Source organism: Streptomyces virginiae, from assembly GCF_000720455.1.
GTDB lineage: Bacteria > Actinomycetota > Actinomycetes > Streptomycetales > Streptomycetaceae > Streptomyces > Streptomyces virginiae.
Genome location: NZ_JOAK01000029.1, coordinates 52,668 through 71,679, shown reverse-complemented (window position 1 = coordinate 71,679; position 19,012 = coordinate 52,668). Strand labels below are relative to the sequence as shown.

General features: G+C 71.6%; 24 protein-coding genes and 1 pseudogene. 9 read left to right on the top strand and 16 right to left on the bottom strand.

Annotated features, from left to right (window positions below):
* Positions 1-1,120: 1,120 nt before the first annotated feature.
* Positions 1,121-1,288, top strand: a complete 168-nt coding sequence (locus IG86_RS43290; RefSeq protein WP_157854943.1) for a hypothetical protein — start codon at positions 1,121-1,123, stop codon at positions 1,286-1,288.
* 23 nt (positions 1,289-1,311) lie between these two features.
* Here the strand turns inward: IG86_RS43290 and IG86_RS0131710 are convergent, their stop codons facing one another.
* The 5 genes and pseudogenes from IG86_RS0131710 to IG86_RS44765 form a co-directional block, all read right to left on the bottom strand.
* On the bottom strand, positions 1,312-3,186 hold the full coding sequence (locus IG86_RS0131710) for an AMP-dependent synthetase/ligase (RefSeq protein ID WP_030831843.1): 1,875 nt from the start codon (positions 3,184-3,186) through the stop codon (positions 1,312-1,314).
* Positions 3,187-3,263: 77 nt separating this feature from the next.
* Entirely contained in the window at positions 3,264-4,244 is a 981-nt protein-coding gene (locus IG86_RS0131705) for an SdpI family protein (protein ID WP_045937255.1), read from the bottom strand.
* Entirely contained in the window at positions 4,241-4,588 is a 348-nt protein-coding gene (locus IG86_RS0131700) for a GntR family transcriptional regulator (protein ID WP_030901493.1), read from the bottom strand. Before IG86_RS0131700 ends, IG86_RS0131705 begins: the two co-directional genes overlap by 4 nt.
* A 36-nt stretch (positions 4,589-4,624) precedes the next feature.
* Positions 4,625-5,260 (bottom strand): DUF4291 domain-containing protein, encoded by a 636-nt coding sequence (locus tag IG86_RS0131695; RefSeq protein ID WP_078848565.1) that lies wholly within the window; start codon positions 5,258-5,260, stop codon positions 4,625-4,627.
* A gap of 46 nt (positions 5,261-5,306) precedes the next feature.
* Positions 5,307-5,573, bottom strand: a pseudogene (locus IG86_RS44765) (helix-turn-helix domain-containing protein); the annotation flags it as partial.
* A 159-nt stretch (positions 5,574-5,732) separates the two neighbouring features.
* Here IG86_RS44765 and IG86_RS40290 point away from each other — a divergent pair.
* From IG86_RS40290 to IG86_RS0131670, 5 genes are all read left to right on the top strand, one after another.
* Positions 5,733-6,299 (top strand): hypothetical protein, encoded by a 567-nt coding sequence (locus tag IG86_RS40290; RefSeq protein WP_030831854.1) that lies wholly within the window; start codon positions 5,733-5,735, stop codon positions 6,297-6,299.
* A 122-nt stretch (positions 6,300-6,421) separates the two neighbouring features.
* Positions 6,422-6,874 (top strand): hypothetical protein, encoded by a 453-nt coding sequence (locus IG86_RS45185; RefSeq protein ID WP_267886297.1) that lies wholly within the window; start codon positions 6,422-6,424, stop codon positions 6,872-6,874.
* A complete protein-coding gene (locus tag IG86_RS0131680; protein ID WP_030901491.1) occupies positions 6,871-8,262 on the top strand; it encodes a hypothetical protein in 1,392 nt (463 codons plus the stop codon). The genes IG86_RS45185 and IG86_RS0131680 overlap by 4 nt, the downstream gene beginning before the upstream one ends.
* Positions 8,259-8,579 (top strand): hypothetical protein, encoded by a 321-nt coding sequence (locus tag IG86_RS0131675; protein ID WP_030901490.1) that lies wholly within the window; start codon positions 8,259-8,261, stop codon positions 8,577-8,579. The genes IG86_RS0131680 and IG86_RS0131675 overlap by 4 nt, the downstream gene beginning before the upstream one ends.
* Positions 8,552-8,890, top strand: coding sequence for a hypothetical protein (locus IG86_RS0131670; protein WP_053634391.1), 339 nt, complete (start codon positions 8,552-8,554; stop codon positions 8,888-8,890). Before IG86_RS0131675 ends, IG86_RS0131670 begins: the two co-directional genes overlap by 28 nt.
* Positions 8,891-8,964: 74 nt before the next feature.
* Here the strand turns inward: IG86_RS0131670 and IG86_RS0131665 are convergent, their stop codons facing one another.
* The 5 genes from IG86_RS0131665 to IG86_RS0131645 all read right to left on the bottom strand — a co-directional run bounded on the left by IG86_RS0131665 (position 8,965) and on the right by IG86_RS0131645 (position 13,420).
* Complete coding sequence (locus IG86_RS0131665; RefSeq protein WP_030831865.1) at positions 8,965-10,302, bottom strand: dicarboxylate/amino acid:cation symporter; 1,338 nt, start codon at positions 10,300-10,302, stop codon at positions 8,965-8,967.
* A 371-nt stretch (positions 10,303-10,673) separates the two neighbouring features.
* The gene (locus IG86_RS0131660) at positions 10,674-10,946 is read right to left on the bottom strand and encodes a DUF4229 domain-containing protein (protein ID WP_037943371.1); all 273 of its coding nucleotides are present in this window, start codon (positions 10,944-10,946) and stop codon (positions 10,674-10,676) included.
* A gap of 158 nt (positions 10,947-11,104) precedes the next feature.
* A complete protein-coding gene (locus IG86_RS0131655; RefSeq protein WP_030901485.1) occupies positions 11,105-11,629 on the bottom strand; it encodes a GNAT family N-acetyltransferase in 525 nt (174 codons plus the stop codon).
* 110 nt (positions 11,630-11,739) lie between these two features.
* Positions 11,740-12,903, bottom strand: a complete 1,164-nt coding sequence (gene mqnE / locus IG86_RS0131650) for an aminofutalosine synthase MqnE (RefSeq protein WP_030831868.1) — start codon at positions 12,901-12,903, stop codon at positions 11,740-11,742.
* A gap of 61 nt (positions 12,904-12,964) precedes the next feature.
* Positions 12,965-13,420, bottom strand: coding sequence for an Lrp/AsnC family transcriptional regulator (locus IG86_RS0131645; protein WP_030026281.1), 456 nt, complete (start codon positions 13,418-13,420; stop codon positions 12,965-12,967).
* Positions 13,421-13,542: 122 nt separating this feature from the next.
* Here IG86_RS0131645 and IG86_RS45180 point away from each other — a divergent pair, with 122 nt between their 5' ends.
* Positions 13,543-13,677: a hypothetical protein gene (locus IG86_RS45180; protein ID WP_267886298.1), complete on the top strand. Its 135-nt coding sequence runs from the start codon at positions 13,543-13,545 to the stop codon at positions 13,675-13,677.
* On the opposite strand, the gene IG86_RS0131635 is transcribed toward IG86_RS45180, so the two are convergent.
* Positions 13,674-14,366, bottom strand: a complete 693-nt coding sequence (locus IG86_RS0131635; RefSeq protein ID WP_030831869.1) for a UbiX family flavin prenyltransferase — start codon at positions 14,364-14,366, stop codon at positions 13,674-13,676. The two genes, IG86_RS45180 and IG86_RS0131635, sit on opposite strands and share 4 nt — an antisense overlap.
* Before the next feature lie 86 nt (positions 14,367-14,452).
* Here IG86_RS0131635 and IG86_RS0131630 point away from each other — a divergent pair, with 86 nt between their 5' ends.
* A complete protein-coding gene (locus tag IG86_RS0131630; RefSeq protein WP_030831871.1) occupies positions 14,453-15,058 on the top strand; it encodes a rhomboid family intramembrane serine protease in 606 nt (201 codons plus the stop codon).
* 79 nt (positions 15,059-15,137) lie between these two features.
* Here the strand turns inward: IG86_RS0131630 and IG86_RS44755 are convergent, their stop codons facing one another.
* Genes IG86_RS44755 through IG86_RS0131610 form a run of 4 tightly spaced genes read right to left on the bottom strand, consistent with a single transcriptional unit; the run spans position 15,138 to position 18,175 of the window.
* Positions 15,138-15,296: a hypothetical protein gene (locus IG86_RS44755; protein WP_234379121.1), complete on the bottom strand. Its 159-nt coding sequence runs from the start codon at positions 15,294-15,296 to the stop codon at positions 15,138-15,140.
* Positions 15,297-15,327: 31 nt separating this feature from the next.
* Positions 15,328-16,251 carry a menaquinone biosynthesis prenyltransferase MqnP gene (mqnP, locus tag IG86_RS0131620; protein WP_030831873.1) on the bottom strand — a complete coding sequence of 308 codons (924 nt, stop codon included), beginning with the start codon at positions 16,249-16,251 and terminating at the stop codon, positions 15,328-15,330.
* Positions 16,248-16,721, bottom strand: a complete 474-nt coding sequence (locus IG86_RS0131615) for a hypothetical protein (RefSeq protein WP_030831876.1) — start codon at positions 16,719-16,721, stop codon at positions 16,248-16,250. The genes mqnP and IG86_RS0131615 overlap by 4 nt, the downstream gene beginning before the upstream one ends.
* Positions 16,718-18,175, bottom strand: coding sequence for a menaquinone biosynthesis decarboxylase (locus IG86_RS0131610; protein ID WP_030026270.1), 1,458 nt, complete (start codon positions 18,173-18,175; stop codon positions 16,718-16,720). Before IG86_RS0131610 ends, IG86_RS0131615 begins: the two co-directional genes overlap by 4 nt.
* A 90-nt stretch (positions 18,176-18,265) precedes the next feature.
* Here IG86_RS0131610 and IG86_RS0131605 point away from each other — a divergent pair, with 90 nt between their 5' ends.
* Entirely contained in the window at positions 18,266-18,580 is a 315-nt protein-coding gene (locus IG86_RS0131605) for a PLD nuclease N-terminal domain-containing protein (RefSeq protein WP_030831879.1), read from the top strand.
* Here IG86_RS0131605 and IG86_RS0131600 read toward each other — a convergent pair whose 3' ends face one another.
* The gene (locus IG86_RS0131600) at positions 18,581-18,946 is read right to left on the bottom strand and encodes a cupin domain-containing protein (protein WP_244306180.1); all 366 of its coding nucleotides are present in this window, start codon (positions 18,944-18,946) and stop codon (positions 18,581-18,583) included.
* Between the last annotated feature and the right edge of the window lie 66 nt (positions 18,947-19,012).

Sequence of the window (19,012 nt, the reverse complement as noted above, 5' to 3'; positions counted from 1 at the left end):
ATCACGCGTCCGCGGTCCGCTGGGGCTGGGCATAAGCCGCCACCAATCGCTACGCGCTCCTGCCGGACGGCGCCTGCCAGCCCCGTGGGCTGGACATAAGCCGCCCCGGATCGCTGCACGCTTCTCCCTCACGCGCCTGCGGTCCGTCTGGGGCTGGCCACAAGCCGCAGAAACCTTCCGCCACACCCCACGGACGGCGTCCACCCCTGTCGTAGGGGAGGAAAAGCGTCAGATGACGGCTGGAGCGATGCCCATCCATGTCTGGGCGAATCCGCTCCCCAAAGAGCCCTCAATATGCCCCAATTACCCATGTCTGTACCGGCGGGTGGGATCTCGCCGTGTTCTTGGTGGGGGTTGGCATCGGCTGAGCCGATGGATCGCCCTCCCGCCCCCCGATATCGCCCGCATCAGCCCCGGACAAGGGCCGGACGCCGTCAGCGAGAAGCGCGTAGCGATCGATGGCGGCCTATGCCCAGCCACAGGGACTCGCAGACGCCCTCTCGCAGGAGCGCGCAGCGATTGGTGGCGGCTTATGTCCAGCCCCAGGGGCTCGCAGACGCCATGCGTCAGGAGCGCGTAGCGATTGGACGCGCCCTGGGCTCCGCCCGGGCATCTCCGACGCCCCGTCTCTGTCTTGGACACCCGGCCCGTTCCTTTGGGGGCTTCCCGGCTGTCCTCGTATGTCCGTGGCGGGACGGGCGGTCAAGGGTGGCCGAAGGCCGTCACGAAGTGACGCGACCGCAGGGAGCGCCCTTGACGGGCCGGCCCGACACGGAGAGACGATGGGACTGACGGGAAACCCCCATCACCTCTCTGATCCCGCCCCGGCAGATCGACCCCACCGAAGCCCCCGCCCAACAGACGACCGGCCTCTACCCCGGCACCGATGGGGGCGGGTGGGCAGCCACCGACCGAGAGCGGTGGAGCCGCGGGGGTGAAGGCGCCGAGTGCGCGGGCACCCGTACCCGCCCCACACCCCGCACCCCCCGCCCGGGCTGTCAAGACACGAGATGCAGTGGCGTGACGGGGTGGGGGCGGCGGGGCGCAATGGTCGTACGAGGTTCGGCCCCCGCAGACCGGCCGGCCGCCACCGCTCCCCCGCTGCGCCAAGGAGAACGTCATGACCAGCATCCACCGTCTCGCCCTGCTCAAAGCCGCCATCGCCGTGGGAGCCCTGCGCGTGGCGCCCGGCGTGATCGGAGACTCCAAGGAGCGCGCCGCCACCGGCACGCTCGTTCCCATGCGGGCCGCCTCCCGGGGCGCGCCCGAGCGCCCCGGGCGGGCGTAGCCGCCCGGGCCTGCGCCGGGGGCTCACGCCTCGCGCGGCCCCCGGTACAGCTCGTCGATGCGGTCGGCGTAGTCGCGCGCGATCGCGCCCCGCCTGAGCTTCAGCGACGGGGTCAGATGGCCGCGCGCCTCGGTGAAGTCGCCCGGCAGGACGGCGAACCGGCGGATCGACTCGGCGCGCGACACCAGCTGGTTCGCCTCGTCGACGGCCCGCTGGAGGTCGGCGAGCAGCTCCTCGTCCCGGACGAGCTCCCGCATCGGCACGTTCTGCTTCTTCCGCATCTGGCGCCAGTGCCACAGCCCGTCCGGCTCCAGGGTGATCAGTGCGGCGATGTAGGGCCTGTTGTCGCCGACCACCATGCACTGCCCGACCAGCGGGTGGGCCCGCAGCCAGTCCTCCAGCGGCGCGGGGGCCACGTTCTTCCCGCCGGAGGTGATGATCAGGTCCTTCTTGCGGCCCGTGATGGTGAGGTAGCCGTCGGCGTCGAGCTCCCCGATGTCCCCGGTGGCCAGCCAGCTGCCGTACGGGAGCGCCTGCCCGCTGTTCCAGTAGCCCGCGAAGACGTGCCGCCCGCCCAGCAGCACTTCCCCGTCGGGCGCGATCCGTACCGCCGTGCCGGGCAGCGGCCAGCCCACGGTGCCGAGCCTGGGGCGCAGCGGCGGGGTCACGGTGCTGGCCCCGGTCGTCTCCGTGAGTCCGTAGCCCTCGAAGACCTCGATGCCCGCGCCGGTGTAGAAGGCGGCGAGTCTGCGCCCCAGCGGTGATCCGCCGCTCAGGATGTAGCGGACGCGGCCGCCGAGCGCGGTCCGGATCCGCCGGTAGACGAGCGGGTCGTACAGGGCGCGGGCGGCGCGCAGGACCGGCCCGGGGGCCTTGCCCTCGACGCTCTCGCCGATGCGGCGGGCGATGCGCGCGGCCCGGTCGAAGGAGGAGGCGCGGCCCATCTTCTCGGCGGTGGCGCGGGCGGTGTTGTAGACCTTCTCCAGGACGTAGGGGATGGCGAGCAGGAAGGTCGGGCGGAAGCCGGCGAGGTCGGCGAGGAGGTCCTCGGTACGGATGCTGGGCGCGTGTCCGAGTTTGACGCGGGCCCGCAGGCAGCCGACCGCGACCATCCGGCCGAAGACGTGGCTGAGCGGCAGGAACAGCAGGGTCGAGGCGGGGTCCTTGCTGGCGGATTTGAAGACGGGGTGCAGCAGCTCGATGGAGTTGTCCACCTCGGCGAAGAAGTTGGCGTGGGTGATGACGCAGCCCTTGGGCTGCCCGGTGGTGCCGGAGGTGTAGATGAGGGTCGCGACGGAGTCCGGGGTCCGGTTGGCCCGCCGTGCGTGCACGAGGGCTTCGGGGATGCGCTCCCCCGCCTTCACCAGTCGGCCGATCGCGCCGGTGTCGAACTCCCAGAGGTGGGCCAGCCAGGGCAGGTTGGCCCGCTCGGCGCTGATGATGCGGGCCTGTGCGGTGTCCTCGACGGCGCAGGCCACGGCGCCGGAGTCCTGGATGATCCAGCGGGCCTGGAGGGCGGAGGAGGTGGGGTAGATCGGTACGGTGACCAGGCCCGCGGCCCATCCGGCGAAGTCGAGCAGGGTCCACTCGTAGGTCGTGCGGGCCATGATGGCGAGCCGGTCGCCCTCGCGCAGCCCCTCGGCGATCAGGCCCCTGGCGACGGCGAGGACCTCGGCTGCGAACTCGGCGGCCGTGACGTCGCGCCACGTCCCGTCGGCCTCCTTGCGGGCGAGTACGGCCTCGTTCGGGGCCTGCGCGGCGTTCTCGAAGGGGATGTCCCCGAGGGAGCCCTGCGCGGGGGCCGCGGCGAGTGCGGGTACCCGCACCTCGCGCACCACTCCGTCGACGACCGTCCGGACGGGCTCCACCAGCTTCGGCTCCGCTTCCACGGCGCACACTCCTCGGCTCACACAAGTGTTACCGCCGGTAATTTACGGAGAGGTCACCGCGTCCGACCAGCCCCCGGAGCCCTTCTTCACGGACGCTCCACTCCGCCACCGCCGCCACCGCACCGCGCGAGGGAATTGAGGAGGGCCGCTCCGCGTGCCGCGTCGTCGACGCTCACCGCGAAGTCCCTGCCCCCGGCCCGGACCACCAGGCACTCGCCGGCCCGCAGCATCACCGTCGTACCGAGTCCGCTGAGCCGGTAGCCCCAGCCGCCGACCTGCACCGGCCTGCGGTCCTCGACCCGGGCCGACTCGACCGCGGCCGCCGGCCAGCGCCGTACCGGCCATCCGAGCGGACCGAAGGCCACCTCCAGGCCCTCCCCCGTGACGCGCGCCCGTACGGAGGAACACGCGAGGACCGCGAGGGCGGCGAGGCCGAGGGCGAGCGCCGCCACGAGCCAGGCCGGCCCGGCCACCAGCCCGCCCACCCCGAGGACCGCGCCGGCGGCCGCGGCGGCTCCCAGCGCACCGGCGGTCAGGCCGAGCCACGGGTTCGACGTCCGCGCGAGCCACACGAGCCGCTCACCTGCGGGAACGTCCATGACGGGGCCGCGGTCCGCCGGGCCGCCGCCACCGCGCGCCCGCCCCGGCGCCCGCCGGTCGATCAGCATTCCGGCCAGGGCGGCCAGGACGGCCGCGGCGCACACGGCCACCGCCACCCAGGCGGTCGGCAGTTCGGCCTGCCGCCAGTCCTCCCGGTCCAGGTTGGCCCGTACGATCACCGCCTGCGCACCGGCGAGGGCCACACCGGCGGGCAGCAGCGCGGTCGCGGCCCAGGCCCGCGCCGCGGCGAACACCGCGACGCCCAGGACCAGCACGGCCCAGATCGCCGCCGGGAAGGCCATGGACCCGCCGAACGACATGGCGCCGTCAGGCGCGCCGTCGGGGCCGCCCCAGTGCGTGGCCAGCGGGTCGGGCAGCCGCCCGCGCGCCGCCATCGGCAGCGCGACCAGCACCACCGGTATCCCGGCCGCCCAGCCCGCTAATCCCCGGCCCCGGCCACCCTTCATGGCACCTCCTTGATCATTTCGATGAGATCGGCCTTGCCGTAGCCCAGGCGCGCGCCGTCCGCCACCAGTGCGCGTACGCGCTCCAACAGCTCGGAGCGCCGGTCCGCACCACCGGCCACGGTCACCCCGCGGCCGCGCCGGAACTCCAGCAACCCCTCGTCGCGCAGGGCGCGCAGGCCCCGCAGCACGGTGTTGGTGTTGACGCCCAGCGCCTGCGACAGGTCGCGGGCGGGCGGCAGCCGGTCGCCGGGCGCGCACTCGCCCTCGGCGATGGCGCGCCGCACGGCTCCGGCGACCTGCTCGTGCAGGGGGCGGTGGTCAGCGGTGTTCAGCCTCAGCAGCATGGTGCTATTGAAGCTAGCACCATCAACTTCCTTTGTTCAACAGTCCTTCAGCCGACGGCTCACGGTGCTGTACGGCGCGGCGCAGGCGGCCCGCCTCGGCGCAGGCGGCCCGCCTCGGCACAGGCGGTCTTCCAGCGCCGGCGGAAGCGGGTAGACGCGCTCCGCGGGAAACAGCCTCCGGGCCTTGGCGGCCTGCCCGGCCTGCAGCAGCGACGCGGCCTTGCGGACCTGCGGGGTGAGGTCGGTGAGGCTGACGATCCAGTCGTCGTTGAACGTACGGATCAGATGGCGGCCGATGCCGACCTGGATGCTGTAGTGGTTCAGCGCCGTCCCGCGCGGCGAGCGCTCCGGGTCCCACTGGACGTGCACGGCAGCCCGGGCCACCGCCGCCGGGTCCGCGGTGGTGAGTACGGCCCGGGACAGGGCCTCCTCGAAGCCCTGGCGCGTCATCCGCACCGCGAGCACGCGCTCCTGACCGGGCTTTCGGGCCCAGTTGCTGCGGTGCATCAGCCACATGAACGACGGCTTGATCCACGTCATCCGGTGGAACGAGAACGGCTCGACGAAGCGGCCCGCCCGCAGCGCCGGGTCGGCGATGGCGGGCGCGTACGCCTGGTAGACGACGATCGTGCGGGCGTCGTGGTCGGCGCGGACCTGATGCTGGGATGCCATTGCCGCACCCTGGCATCCGGTCCGCCTTCCCCGCGCGCGGATTTCCGCGCTCGCGCCGCCGCTCCAGGTAGCCGTACCGCTCCAGCTCCCGCAGCGCGGAGGCGATCCGCACCTCGCCCTCCCGGAAGCGGGCGGCCAGCGCCTTCACGCCGACCGGGGTGCCCTCCGGCAGCGACTGGATGTGGGCGGCGAGCCCGACCGCGGTCGCCGACAGCCCGGGGTGCTGGAGCAGGTGGTTGCCGAGCACGGTGAAGTGAGTCGCGTGCGGCGAGTTGACGTGGATGACACCGGATCGGGCGGTCCCGGGCCGAATGCCGGACGTCCGAGCGACGCGGGCCGGGTTTGGTTTGGTCGGTTGGTCCTTTCCCCCGGTCCTTGAGTGTTCTATGCGTCTGAGCACGCCGGATCGCGGTCCCCAGCGGCCCGGCGACCCCTCGTCTCGCACACCCCGACCCCGTGCCACAGTGACCGCATGCCGGCAGACCCGTGGTTCGTGAGCGACGACCCCGAGACGGAGCGCGAACTGGGCCCCGAAGAACGCGCCTTCACGGCGGTGCTGCGCGAACGCGCCACGGCGTGGCCGCTCCGGACGGTCCCGCGCGCCGTCAGCTGGGTGGCCAAACCCGAGGACGACTCGCTGCTGGTGGCCTGCGTGGGCCTCGGGGACGGGCCGAACGGCTGGCCGCCGCTCGCCGGTCTGCGTCTGACCGGCTCCACGCTCCGCGGCGACCACCTCGACGAGCACTTCTACTGGCTGCCGGAGCCGCGCACCCCGCTGGCACTGGACGCCACCGGCACCCCCCGCGAACTCGCCGCGCTCGCGGCCGACTGGTTCGAGCGCGTCCTGCGCATGCGGGTGGTCCGGCAGGAGTGGTACCACCAGGGCCGGCGCTACGCCGACCGCTGCCTCTTCGCGGACCATGCGGAAGGCCTCTTCGGCCGGTACGTCGACGGACTCGCCCCGCCGCAGCACCGGGGCGGGTCCGGAGCGCTCGGCCGGCCCGACCGCGTCGTCGTCCTGCGGAGCGCCCAGGACTGACGCCCGGGGCCGGCCGGCCCGGACCTGCGGCACCGATCGGGGATCCGGAACCGGGGGGCCCGTTTTCCTCGTATTAGCATGCACATGACCCAGCACATGTGGGTCAGGTCGGGGGGAACGAGATGACGTTCGACGTGGAATGGGCGGAGCACAAAGCCGCAGCCCTGGCCGGGGAACAGGCCGGGGAGACTCCCGCCGTGCGGCTGGACCACGTGGCACCCGGCACGGGCGGCGGCGGTCCCGCCGGGACCCTGGTCGCCGGCTCCTCCTCCATCAACGGCAACGCGAACCTCCTGATCGAGATCGCCGCCCTCCTCCACGAGGGCCGCCCCGACGGCGACGCGAGCACCATGGCCCGCGCACCCCGCGCCCACACCGAAGTCGCCGCACAGGCCCTGCGCTTCGCCGCCTTCGCCGACGACCAGTTCAAGGACACCGTCGCCCTCTTCGCCGGCCTCGCCACCCGTCTGAAGACCACCGGCACCGCCTTCGCCCGCGTGGACGACGACACCGCCCGCGCCTTCCTCGCCGGCCTCCTCTCCTCGGGGCAGTACGTACCACCGGAGTGCAAGTGAGCAGCGGGCTCAGCCACCGCGAGGACGTCGCGTTCCTGGAAGAGTGCAATCCGCCCCTCATCGAGCGGAACGCCGCCGAGTTCCGCCGACTGCGCGACCTCCTCGTACAGGTCGGCGAACCGGCCCGGCGCGCGGAGACCCGTACCGAGTGGGAGAGCGAGGGCAGCCACGCGTACACCGCGCGCCTCACCGAGGCGCGCCTGCTCGTCGCCCAGATGGCCGAGGGCTACGACAGGGCCGCGAGCGCCCTGAACGCCTATGCCGCCGCCGTCACCACCGCCAAGTCCCACTACCGCAACGGCAAGCACACCGAGCGGGCGCTCGCCGCGCTCATCGACACCAAGGGCGTGGCCGTCACCAAGGTCGCGCGGGCCGCCGAGCCGATGCGCCGGTGGGAGGACATGCGCGCCACGACCGGTTTCCTGGACTTCCTGGCCGAGGCCACGATGGACGTCGACGACATCCGGGAGGAGGCGGACCGGCTCCACGACGCGGCGGGCGGCAGCTTCCACCTGGCCAGGACCGTCGAGGCGGAGGCCCGCGCCACCTGCGTGCACGCGCTGAAGCAGGCGTACGAGCTGCTCCCCGAGTTCAAGGTGCCGGTCGGCGGGGCGCGCCCCGACCTGTACGCGGCGATGGCGGACATCCGCCGGGAGGCCGCGGAGGCCGCCGCCTCCCCGCTGACGCACCTGCCCGGCAGCGGCCCGAAGCGGGAGACGGCGGCGGCGCCCGGCGACGCCGCGATGTCCCCCGCGCTGCGGAACATCCGGATGCGGATCTCGTCCTTGCCGCAGGCGGACGACAGCTACTGGCACCCGCCGGGCGACGACGGGGAACGGGCCCGCTGGATCTCCCACAACAAGGAGGTCCTCCGGGCCGCCGCCCGGCACTCCGGGGTGCCGGACGAACTCCTGGCGGGCATCGCCTGGAAGGAGATCGGCGGCCAGTACGGGTTCACCGACGACCTCACCGACACCGTGCGGCGCGCGGCCGACTCGCCGCTGAGCCCGGTGCCGGCGCGGGACCTTCCCTGGCGGCTGGGCGGCACGCCCGACGAGACCTCCTTCGGCCCGATCGCGATCCAGCTGCGCCGGGGCGCCGAGGTGCTCGGCTACGATCCGGCGCACCTCACGGACGCCCAGCGGGACCTGGTGGAGGAGTCGCTGCAGGACCCCCAGCAGAATGCGTTCATCGCCGCGGGCTTCCTGGCCCAGATCAAGGCCGAGGCGGGGTACGCCGACGTGCCCGCCGAGCAGCTGACCGACGCCCAGATGCGGGAGATCGCCGCCCGCTACAACGGCGGCCCGTACTGGCAGTCGGGCAAGGCCCAGGACTACGGCGACGATTTCGGCGAGGCTCTCGGCAAGGTGAAGGACGCGATGCGATGACAGACGGCCGCGGGACGACCGTCCCGGCCGGGGACCGACGGTGGGTGCGCTGGGTGTTCGGGCTCCCCCTCGCCCTCGTGCACGCGCTGAACGCCCTCCTCGTCTACGCCGCCGTGGCCCGCGGCCCGCAGGCCGAGTGGGACCACCAGGGCTACGAGGGGACGGCGGCGGCCGTCTTCCTCTCCCTCTTCCTGGGCCTGATCGGGATCCTGCTCACGCTCGTCCCGCCCGTCCGCAGGGCGCTGGGCCCGTGGTGGTTCGCGCCGCCGCTCGTACTGGGGGTGATCGCGTGGGTTCGTATCGAGACGCTCGGCTGAGGCTGCCCCGCGAGGACGTCGACCTGCCCGAGGACCGCGGCTGCCTGCGCTGGGTGCTCGGCATCCCGCTCGTGGTGCTCTACGTCCCCGCGGTGTACGCCTGCTACATCGCCCTGGTCATGCGCCCGGACTCGCCGTACGACCAGGTGCGTGAGGACGCCCGGTTCATGGGCGGCTTCTCGGTCTTCCTGTGCCTGCTGGGCCTGCTGATCACCATCACCCCGCTCTACCGCCGCACGATGGGCCGCTGGTGGTTCGCCGCCCCCGTCCTGATCGCGACGATCGCCTACTTCCGCGCCCGAACGGTCTGACACCGCGGGAACGGAACGCCGCAGCCCCCGCCCGGACGGGGGCGGGGGCTGCGGCGAGGGGGAAGGCCGGCGGCTCAGGCGGTCGCGGCGGCCGGCTGCGGCGTGGCGTCGACGACGGGCGGGGCGGCGGGCTCGTCCAGCGGGGAGCCCGAGGCCGTCGCGTAGGCCTCCTTGTCCAGGATGCCCTCGCGGGCCGAGACGATGACCGGCACCAGGGCCTGGCCTGCGACGTTCGTGGCGGTGCGCATCATGTCGAGGATCGGGTCGATCGCCATCAGCAGGCCGACGCCCGCGAGGGGGAGGCCCAGGGTGGAGAGGGTCAGCGTCAGCATGACGGTCGCGCCCGTCAGGCCGGCCGTCGCGGCGGAGCCGATGACCGAGACGAAGACGATGAGGAGGTACTCCTTGATGCCCAGCTGCACGTCGAAGATCTGCGCGATGAAGATCGCGGCGAGCGCCGGGTAGATCGCGGCGCAGCCGTCCATCTTGGTGGTGGCGCCGAACGGGACGGCGAAGGAGGCGTACTCCTTCGGGACGCCGAGGCGTTCGGTGACCTTCTGGGTGACGGGCATGGTGCCGACGGAGGAGCGGGAGACGAAGGCCAGCTGGATGGCGGGCCAGGCGCCCTTGAAGAACTGGATCGGGTTGACCTTGGCGACCGTCGCGAGCAGCAGCGGGTAGACGCCGAACAGCACCAGGGCGCAGCCGATGTAGATGTCGGCGGTGAAGGTGGCGTACTTGCCGATCAGGTCCCAGCCGTACGTGGCGATCGCGGTGCCGATGAGGCCGACGGTGCCGATCGGGGCGAGGCGGATGACCCACCACAGGGCCTTCTGGAGGAGTTCCAGGGCGGATTCGGCGAGGTCGAGGACCGGCTTGGCCTTGGCGCCGAGCTGGAGGGCGGCGATGCCGGCGACGACGGCCAGGAAGACGATCTGAAGGACCTTCAGCTCGGTGAACGGCGTGACGATGTCGGTGGGCACGATGCCGGTCAGGAAGTCGATCCAGGAGCCGGTCTTCTTCGGGTCCTTGCCGTCGGCGGCGGTGAGGCCGGTGCCCGCGCCGGGGTCCGTCAGCAGGCCGATGCCGATGCCGATGCCGACCGCGATCAGCGAGGTGATCATGAACCAGAGGAGGGTGCGGGAGGCGAGGCGCGCCGCGTTGTTCACCTTCCGCAGATTGGTGATCGACACCAGGATCGCGAAGAAGACGAGCGGGGCGATGGCCAGCTTGAGCAGCTGGACGAAGATGTCGCCGGTCTTCTCCAGGGTGGTGGCGAGCCAGCTGACGTCCTGGCTGCGGGCTATCCAGCCGAAGAGGACGCCGAGGGCCAGACCGGCGACGATCTGGGCCCAGAAGGGGAACTTGAACGAGGCCTTGGCAGGGGCCTGTGGGGTCGCGGACACGGACACTCTCCGGAGGTGGCGCACGAAGTGAGGGGGGTGGTTCTGCGTGGTGTTGCGGTGCGGCAGCAGCCAGGAAGGGCCGGCCCGGACCGCTGCTGTATCGATTCAGCTCAACAGCAACAGGCCGCGGACGCGCGGCGGCAGAGGTCGACGTGCAGGCGCGTCACGAGCGGAACGCTCGTGATCATCGGGTGCGCAGCTGTGGTCAACATGTTGAACACGCTAACACTTCTCCTTTGAGAATCTCAAAGGGGCCCTTTGAGACAGCGGCGCGCGGGGCCCTCTTGCGCGGACCCGGAAAACACCAACGCCCCAGCGTTACGGGCGGTATTCCCGGTGCTGGGGCGGTTCGATGTGTGATGAAGCCAACTGGGGCCTTACGACCCGACGCGCGCCGCGTCGTCCGCCTGGTCCTCCTGGCTGCGGTTGGCGGCGAGCTTCTCCTTCGCACCCGCGACGCGCCCGGAGATCTGCGCGGACATCTCGTCGCGCTGCTTGCGCAGGAGGATGAAGGAGAGCGGGGCGGAGAGGACGAGGGCGAGCAGCACGACCCAGGCGCCGTTGGCGTCGCCGAGACCGGCGGGCACCCAGCCGAGCCGGACGAGGACGGCGACGACGGCGAGGCAGCCGACGAAGACGCCCAGGCGCATCGCGGTGTATCGGATCGTTGCGCTCGGCTTGAGGGACACGGTGACCCCTTCTCTCTCGTCGTGGCGTTCGCGGTCGGTACGCCGGGCGTCGCACGGCGCCCGTCCAGTGAAGCACGCCGGGGCCCGGCCGCGGCCCGCCGGGGTGCGGACGGACGCCGTCAGTACAGCGGCAGCAGCATCGTGATGTCGTCGCGGTCGTCGCCCGGGGCCACGCGGACGGCGCCGGGCACGCGGCCGACCTCTTTGTAGCCGCAGGAGGAGTAGAAGTGCTCCAGTCCGAGGCCGCCGCGGCAGGTCAGGCGGATGGCGTCGATGCCCTCGACCGAGCGGGCGGCGGCCTCGGTCGCCGCCATGAGGTCGCGCCCGAGGCCCTTGCCCTGGTGGCGCGGATGGACCATCACCGTGTAGGCCCACAGCCAGTGGCGCTGAAGCCGGTGCGCGTTGTGGGTGAGGAAGGCGGTCGCGGCGACCGCGCCGTCCTCGTCGCGCCCGACGAGCAGCCGGCAGCTCCCGTCGGCGACGGCGGCGAGGTGCTTGGCGAGCGAGGGGCGGACGTCGTCGTGGGTGACCGGCGGCACGAAGCCCACGGCGCCGCCCGCGTTGGAGACGTCCGTCCAGAGCTTGAGGATTCCATCACGCAGGGAGGGTCCGACGACCGGATCCAGGGTGAAAGTAAGGGTCATTGCACGAGTTTAACCATTACCTCATCGGCCCGTCCAGGAAAAGCTAAACCCCGGCCCATGGGCCGGGGTTAACTCGCCGGGAACGGCTCTGGCGCCGTGGCGCGCGCGGGTCAGACGCGCATCGCCTGCGGGGTCTCGCGCAGGTCCGCGTCCGGTCCGGGGTACTCGCGGATGATCTCGTAGCGCGTGTTGCGCTCGACCGGCCGGAAGCCGGCCTCCCGGATCAGCTCCAGCAGGTCCTCACGGCCCAGCTTGTTCGGGGTGCCGTAGTTGTCCGCGTCGTGGGTGATCTTGTACTCGACGACCGAGCCGTCCATGTCGTCCGCGCCGTGCTGGAGCGCGAGCTGGGCGGTCTGCACGCCGTGCATCACCCAGAAGACCTTGACGTGCGGAACGTTGTCGAAGAGCAGCCGCGATACGGCGAAGGTCTTCAGGGCCTCGGCGCCGGTGGCCATCGTCGTGCGCGCCTGGAGCTTGTTGCGCACCTTGCCGTCCTGCATGTCCACGAAGTCGTGCTGGTAGCGCAGCGGGATGAAGACCTGGAAGCCGCCGGTCTCGTCCTGGAGCTCGCGCAGGCGCAGCACGTGGTCCACGCGGTGGCGCGGCTCCTCGATGTGCCCGTACAGCATCGTCGAAGGGGTCTTGAGGCCCTTCGAGTGCGCCAGACGGTGGATGCGCGACCAGTCCTCCCAGTGGGTGCGGTGGTCGACGATGTGCTGGCGGACCTCCCAGTCGAAGATCTCCGCGCCGCCGCCGGTGAGGGACTCCAGGCCGGCTTCGATCAGCTCGTCCAGGATGTCCGAGGCGGACATGCCGGAGATCGTCTCGAAGTGGTGGATCTCCGTCGCCGTGAACGCCTTGAGCGAGACGTGCGGCAGCGCCTTCTTCAGCTCGGAGAGCGAGCGCGGGTAGTAGCGCCACGGCAGGTTCGGGTGCAGGCCGTTGACGATGTGCAGCTCGGTGAGGTTCTCCGTCTCCATGGCCTTGGCCAGGCGCACGGCCTCCTCGATGCGCATCGTGTACGCGTCCTTCTCGCCCGGCTTGCGCTGGAACGAGCAGTAGGCGCACGACGCGGTGCACACGTTGGTCATGTTGAGGTGGCGGTTGACGTTGAAGTGGACCACGTCACCGTTCTTGCGCGTGCGCACCTCGTGGGCGAGGCCGCCGAGCCAGGCCAGGTCGTCCGACTCGTAGAGGGCGATGCCGTCCTCACGGGTCAGCCGCTCGCCGGAGCGGACCTTCTCCTCCAGCTCACGCTTGAGCCCAGCGTCCATGTACCGGTCGCCTCCTCTAGATGCCTCTTGCCTGTCCTGCAAACCCTGACCAACCGTACTCTCAGGCTTCCTCGGGCAGCTCCCCGACCCGGTTCTCCCACTTCGTGGAGAGCACGATGGTGGTGCGGGTGCGCGAGACGCCCTTGGTTCCGGAGAGCTTGCGGATGATCTTCTCCAGGCCGTCCACGTCGCTGGCGCGCACCTTGAGCATGTAGGAGTCGTCGCCGGCGATGAACCAGCAGTCCTCGATCTCCGCGAGGTCGCGCAGCCGCCGGGCCACGTCCTCGTGGTCGGCGGCGTCGGAGAGGGAGATGCCGATCAGCGCGGTGACGCCGAGGCCGAGCGAGGCCGAGTCGACCGTCGCGCGGTAGCCGGTGATGACGCCGGCCGTCTCCAGACGGTTGATGCGGTCGGTGACGCTGGGGCCGGAGAGGCCCACGAGACGGCCCAGCTCCGCGTACGAGGCGCGACCGTTCTCCCGGAGTGCCTGGATGAGCTGCCTGTCCACCGTGTCCATTACGTGGAGCCTTCCATTATTCGGCGATCCTGCAAGTTTAGGTATAGAATCTAAGGCATGCGGGGTCAACACCCTGCGATTTCATTCAGCAGATCAGCGACGATCTTCAGGAGTGGTACACCGTGTTCACGATCGAGATGGCCCACGCACACATGCGACAGCTCCAGGAGCTGGCCAACCGATCCCGAGCCCACCAGCCCGCCGCGGCCGTCCGCGTCGACAAGGCCAGCAAGCCGCTGGGCCGCAAGAAGGCCTAGTCACCACCGTTTGCCCCCCGGGGGGAGCGGGAGCCTCCCAGCTCCCCCTCCCAGCGGCGGTACAGCCGGTGCGGCACCCCTGCCGCGTCCAGCACCCGCCCGGCGACGAAGTCCACCAGATCCTGGATGTGCGTCGCCCCCGCGTAGAACGCCGGAGAGGCGGGCAGCACGACCGCGCCCGCCTCGTCCAGCGCCACCAGATGCTTCAGCGTCTGCCCGTTCAGCGGGGTCTCCCGCACCGCGACCACCAGCCGGCGCCGCTCCTTGAGCGTCACGCTCGCCACGCGCTGGAGCAGGTCCTTCGACAGCCCGAGCGCCACCCCCGCCACGCACGCCGTGGAAGCGGGGACGATGAGCATCCCCTTGACCGGGTACGAGCCCGAACTCGGGCCCGCGGCCAGGTCCCCGGCACCCCAGTACCGGACGTCCGCGTCCTGCGCCAGGTCCTCGAAGGTCCCCGGCTTCCCGTCGGCTCCGCGTGCCAGCCACTGCGCGAGGTCCTCGCGCCAGTGCGCGTCGCGGAAGGCGATCCCGGTCTCGTCCAGCAGGGTGAGGCGCGAGGCCCGGCTCACGACCAGGTCGACGCTCTCCCCCGCGGCGAGCAGCCCGCGGAGCACCGCCGCCGCGTACGGCGTCCCGGACGCTCCGGAAACCCCGACCACCCACGGGGTGCGATTGCGCTCTGTCATACCTCCGAGACTATCCGGCCACGCCCGGCGGGCACTCAGTAAGGTGACCGCACGTTCCCGTGGGGGGAGCCGCGAAGGGGGCGAAGATGAGCACGACGGTGGATACCGGCCGGACGCAGACCGACCGGGCCAAGGCCGCGGCCAAGCTGATGCTGGGCTGGGTGGCCCTGCTGTGGGTCCTGGAAGCCGTCGACCACGTCACCGGTCACGCCCTCGACCAGTACGGGATCGTCGCCCGCGACCCCGACAGCCTCACCGGCGTCGTATCCGCGGCCTTCCTCCACTTCGGCTTCGACCACGTCGCCTCCAACAGCGTCCCGCTGCTGGTCCTCGGCTTCATAGCCGCCCTGTCCGGGATCCGCCGGTTCCTCGCGGTGTGCGGCCTGATCCTGCTGGCCGACGGCCTCGGCACCTGGCTGATATCCCCCTCCGGCACGATGACGCTGGGCGCATCCGGCGTCGTCTTCGGGCTCTTCGGCTACCTGCTCGTACGGGGCTTCGTCGAGCGCAGGGCGCTGGGCATCGCGGTGGCCGTGGGCGTCGCCGCCGTCTGGGGCACCACGATCGTCTCCGGCATCCTCCCGACGGACTCGGGCGTCAGCTGGCAGGGCCACCTGTGCGGTCTGGTGGCGGGCATCGTGACGGCCCTCTGCTTCCGCCGCCCGGCCCCCCGCCCGGCCGTCACGGTCTGACGACGGAAGGGTCCACGGGCGGGCCCGAGGTGTCGATCACGAGCTTGCCGGTGCCGGTCTCGACGGTGAACTCGCCGCCCTACGGGATGGTGCCCCGGCCCCGGTAACCGTCCGGGCCGGGGTTCCACAGGGTCACGCAGTGCGCCCTGTACGGGGCGAAGATCAGGTAGTGCGGGATCCCGCGCCGCGCGCGGGCCCGGTCCTTGACCTCGTAGTCGTTGCCACGCAGACCGCGCACCCCGCGGTGCTGCCCGGCTCCCTCCTGCGGGCTACAGGACCAGGCCGCGGACCACGAGGTCGGCCAGGGCGCACACGAAGAGGGCGATGCCGATGAAGCCGTTGACCGTGAAGAAGGCCCGGTTCAGGCGGGACAGGTCGTGCGGCGTCACGATGGTGTGCTCGTAGACGAAGGCGGCGACGACGACCGCCAGGCCGGCCCAGAACAGCGGGCCGGCGTCCGTGGCGAGCGCGTACCAGGCCAGCAGGGCCGTGGTGACGACGTGCGCGCCGCGCGCCCCCCAGAGGGCGGCCGGGACGCCGAAGCGGGCCGGGACGGACTTGACGCCCTCCGCACGGTCGGCGGCCACGTCCTGGCAGGCGAAGATCAGGTCGAAGCCGCCGATCCACACGCCGACCGCCAGGCCGAGGACCACCGCGTCCCAGGACCACTCGCCGGTGATCGCCAGCCAGGCCCCGACCGGGCCCATCGCCTGGGCCAGCCCCAGGATGGCGTGCGGGAAGTTCGTGAACCGCTTGCCGTACGGGTAGACCACCATCGGGACGACGGCGACCGGGGCCAGCGCCAGGCACAGCGGGTTCAGCAGGGCCGCCGAACCGAGGAAGACCACGAGCGCGATCGCCGCGCCGGTCCAGGCCGAGCGGACCGACACCGCCCCGGTGACCAGCTCGCGCCCCGCGGTCCGCGGATTGCGGGCGTCGATCTCGCGGTCGATGATCCGGTTCGCGGCCATGGCGAAGGTGCGCAGCCCCACCATGCAGACAGTGACGAGGAGCAGCTTGCCCCAGTGCACGGTCCGGTCGAGCTGGAACATGGCGGTCAGCGCCGCGATGTAGGCGAACGGCAGCGCGAAGACCGAGTGCTCGATCATCACCAGCCGCAGGAAGGCCTTGACCTTGTTGGCCGCCTCCGGCGCGGGCCCCTGTCCGACCACTCCATCGGCGGTGGTCATCATGCGAGTTCCCTCCGGAACTGTTCGAGTTCGGCCAGCAGGTCCGCCGCCGGGAGTGCGCCCAGTTCCAGCGTCCGGGCCGCGGCGCCGTCGTCCTCGCCCTCGGGCGGGGTGACGTGCGCGGTGACCTCCCAGGCGGCGCCGGCGGGCCGGGCGTCCAGGCGCAGGAAGTTGCCGGCCTCCACGGTGAACGGCTCGGCAGCGGCCAGGGCCTGCTGCAACTGCTCCGCGAAGGCGTCCGCCTCCGTGTCCCGGGCGCCGGGCAGTTCGAAGCCGTCGCCGTCGCCCTCCTCGTCGTACATCAGCGCCCAGACGTCGCCGGGGCCGGCGAACTCCTCCGGGCTCACGCCCGCGTCCCGGGCCGCGACGATCACGCCGGGCTGGGTCGGGTCGATCTTCGGGCGGGCCAGGACCACATACGTCCCGGAGGTGCCGATGTTCAGTTCCGGGCCGTCCACGGCGATGGGGCTCACAGGCCGTACTCCTTCCAGCGGCGGTCCACCAGGGCGGCGGTCGCCGGGTCCGACTCCACCATGTCCGGCCAGCCGCCGTCGCGGGTGTAGCCCTCCTCGGGCAGCTTCTTCGTCGCGTCGATGCCCGCCTTGCCGCCCCAGAACTGCTGGTAGGAGGCGTGGTCGAGGTGGTCCACCGGGCCCTCGACGACGGTGAGGTCGCGGGAGTAGTCCGTGTTGCCGAGGGCCCGCCAGGACACCTCGTGCAGGTCGTGGACGTCGCAGTCCTTGTCCACCACGATGATCAGCTTGGTCAGCGACATCATGTGGGCGCCCCAGATGGCGTGCATGACCTTCTGCGCGTGCTTGGGGTACTTCTTGTCGATCGAGACGATCGCGCAGTTGTGGAAGCCGCCCGACTCGGGCAGGTGGTAGTCCACGATGTCCGGGACGATGATCTTCAGCAGGGGCAGGAAGAACCGCTCCGTCGCGCGGCCCAGCGGCCCGTCCTCGGTCGGCGGGCGGCCCACCACGATCGACTGGAGCAGCGGCCGCTTGCGCATCGTGATGCAGTCGATCTTCAGGGCCGGGAAGGGCTCCTGCGGGGTGTAGAAGCCGGTGTGGTCGCCGAAGGGGCCTTCCGGGAGCATCTCGCCGGGCTCCAGCCAGCCCTCGACGACGACCTCCGCGTTGGCCGGGACCTGGAGCGGGACGGTCTTGCAGTCGACCATCTCGATCCGCTTGCCCGCGACGAAGCCGGCGAAGAGGTACTCGTCGATGTCGCCCGGCAGCGGCGCGGTGGACGCGTACGTGACGGCGGGCGGGCAGCCGAAGGCGATCGCGACGGGCAGCCGCTCGCCCTTGGCGGCGGCGACGGCGTAGTGGTTGCGGCTGTCCTTGTGGATCTGCCAGTGCATGCCGATGGTGCGCTTGTCGTGGCGCTGCAGCCGGTAGAGGCCGAGGTTGCGCACGCCCGTCTCGGGGTGCTTGGTGTGGGTCAGGCCGAGGTTGAAGAAGGAACCGCCGTCCTTGGGCCAGGTGAAGAGGGCCGGCAGCAGGTCCAGGTCGACGTCGTCGCCGGTGAGGACGACCTCCTGGACGGGCGCGGAGTCGCCCTTCACCTTCTTCGGCGGCACGTGGACCATCGAGCCGAGCTTGCCGAAGGCCTCGCGGACCCCGATGAAGCCCTGCGGCAGTTCCGGCTTGAGCAGGCCGCCGATCTTCTCGCTGATCTCGGCGTAGGACTTCAGCCCGAGGGCCTTCAGGAGGCGGCGGTCGGTGCCGAAGACGTTCATGGCCAGCGGCATCGCCGAGCCCTTGACGTTCTCGAAGAGGAGCGCGGGGCCGCCCGCTTTGTTCACTCTGTCGACGATCTCCCCGACCTCCAGGTACGGGTCGACTTCGGCCTTGATGCGCTTGAGGTCGCCCTCTCGCTCCAGAGCCCGGAGCAGCGAGCGGAGATCGTCGTAAGCCATAGGGGCCAGTATCCGTCACCAACTACGCTGGGAGCGTCACCGGGGCCCCTTGCGGGCCCGCCGTCACTGCCCGGGAGTCGGTCCCACACCGTGCTGCGCTATCTGCCGTTCCTGCTGATCATCGCGCTGACCATCTACGCCTTCATCGACTGCCTGAACACGCCGGAGGAAGAGGTCAAGCACCTGCCCAAGGCGATGTGGGTGCTCATCATCCTGCTCTTCTCCATCGTGGGACCGGTGGTGTGGCTGTTCGCGGGCAAGAAGCGGGTGACCTCCGGCGGGGGGCGCGGCGGCACCCGGGGCCGGAGCCAGTGGGTGGCTCCCGACGACAACCCGGAGTTCCTCAAGTCCCTGCGCGAGGAGCAGGAGAACAAGGACCGCGACAAGGACCAGGACTCCGACTGACTAACGGGCCCAGGGGAGGACGCGGGTGCCCTCCTCGCCCGCCACCGACACCACGCCGTCCGCGCGCATCGCGACGTAGGCCCGGAAGGTCTCGGCGCAGTGGATCCTGCGCGGTACGTCCGCGGGCAGGACCAGGGTCTGGCCGGCGGTGACCTTCTCGGTGCGGCCCTCGCAGGTGATCTCCAGGGTGCCGGCGGTCAGGGTCCAGACCTGCTCGCGGCTGACGGAGTGCTCGGGGCCGGTGGCGCCGGCGGGCATGTCGACGAGCCAGGTGGACAGCTCGGAGCTGCCGCGGCTGGGGGCGGCGAACGCGGTCATGGTGGCGTTCGGGGTGGTGGTGACGTGGTCGGGGGAAGCGGCGATCACGCGCAAGGCGAGTCCTCGTCTCTGAGAGCGGTCGAATGAGTAAAGCTGCTTTACTCACATGAAGTA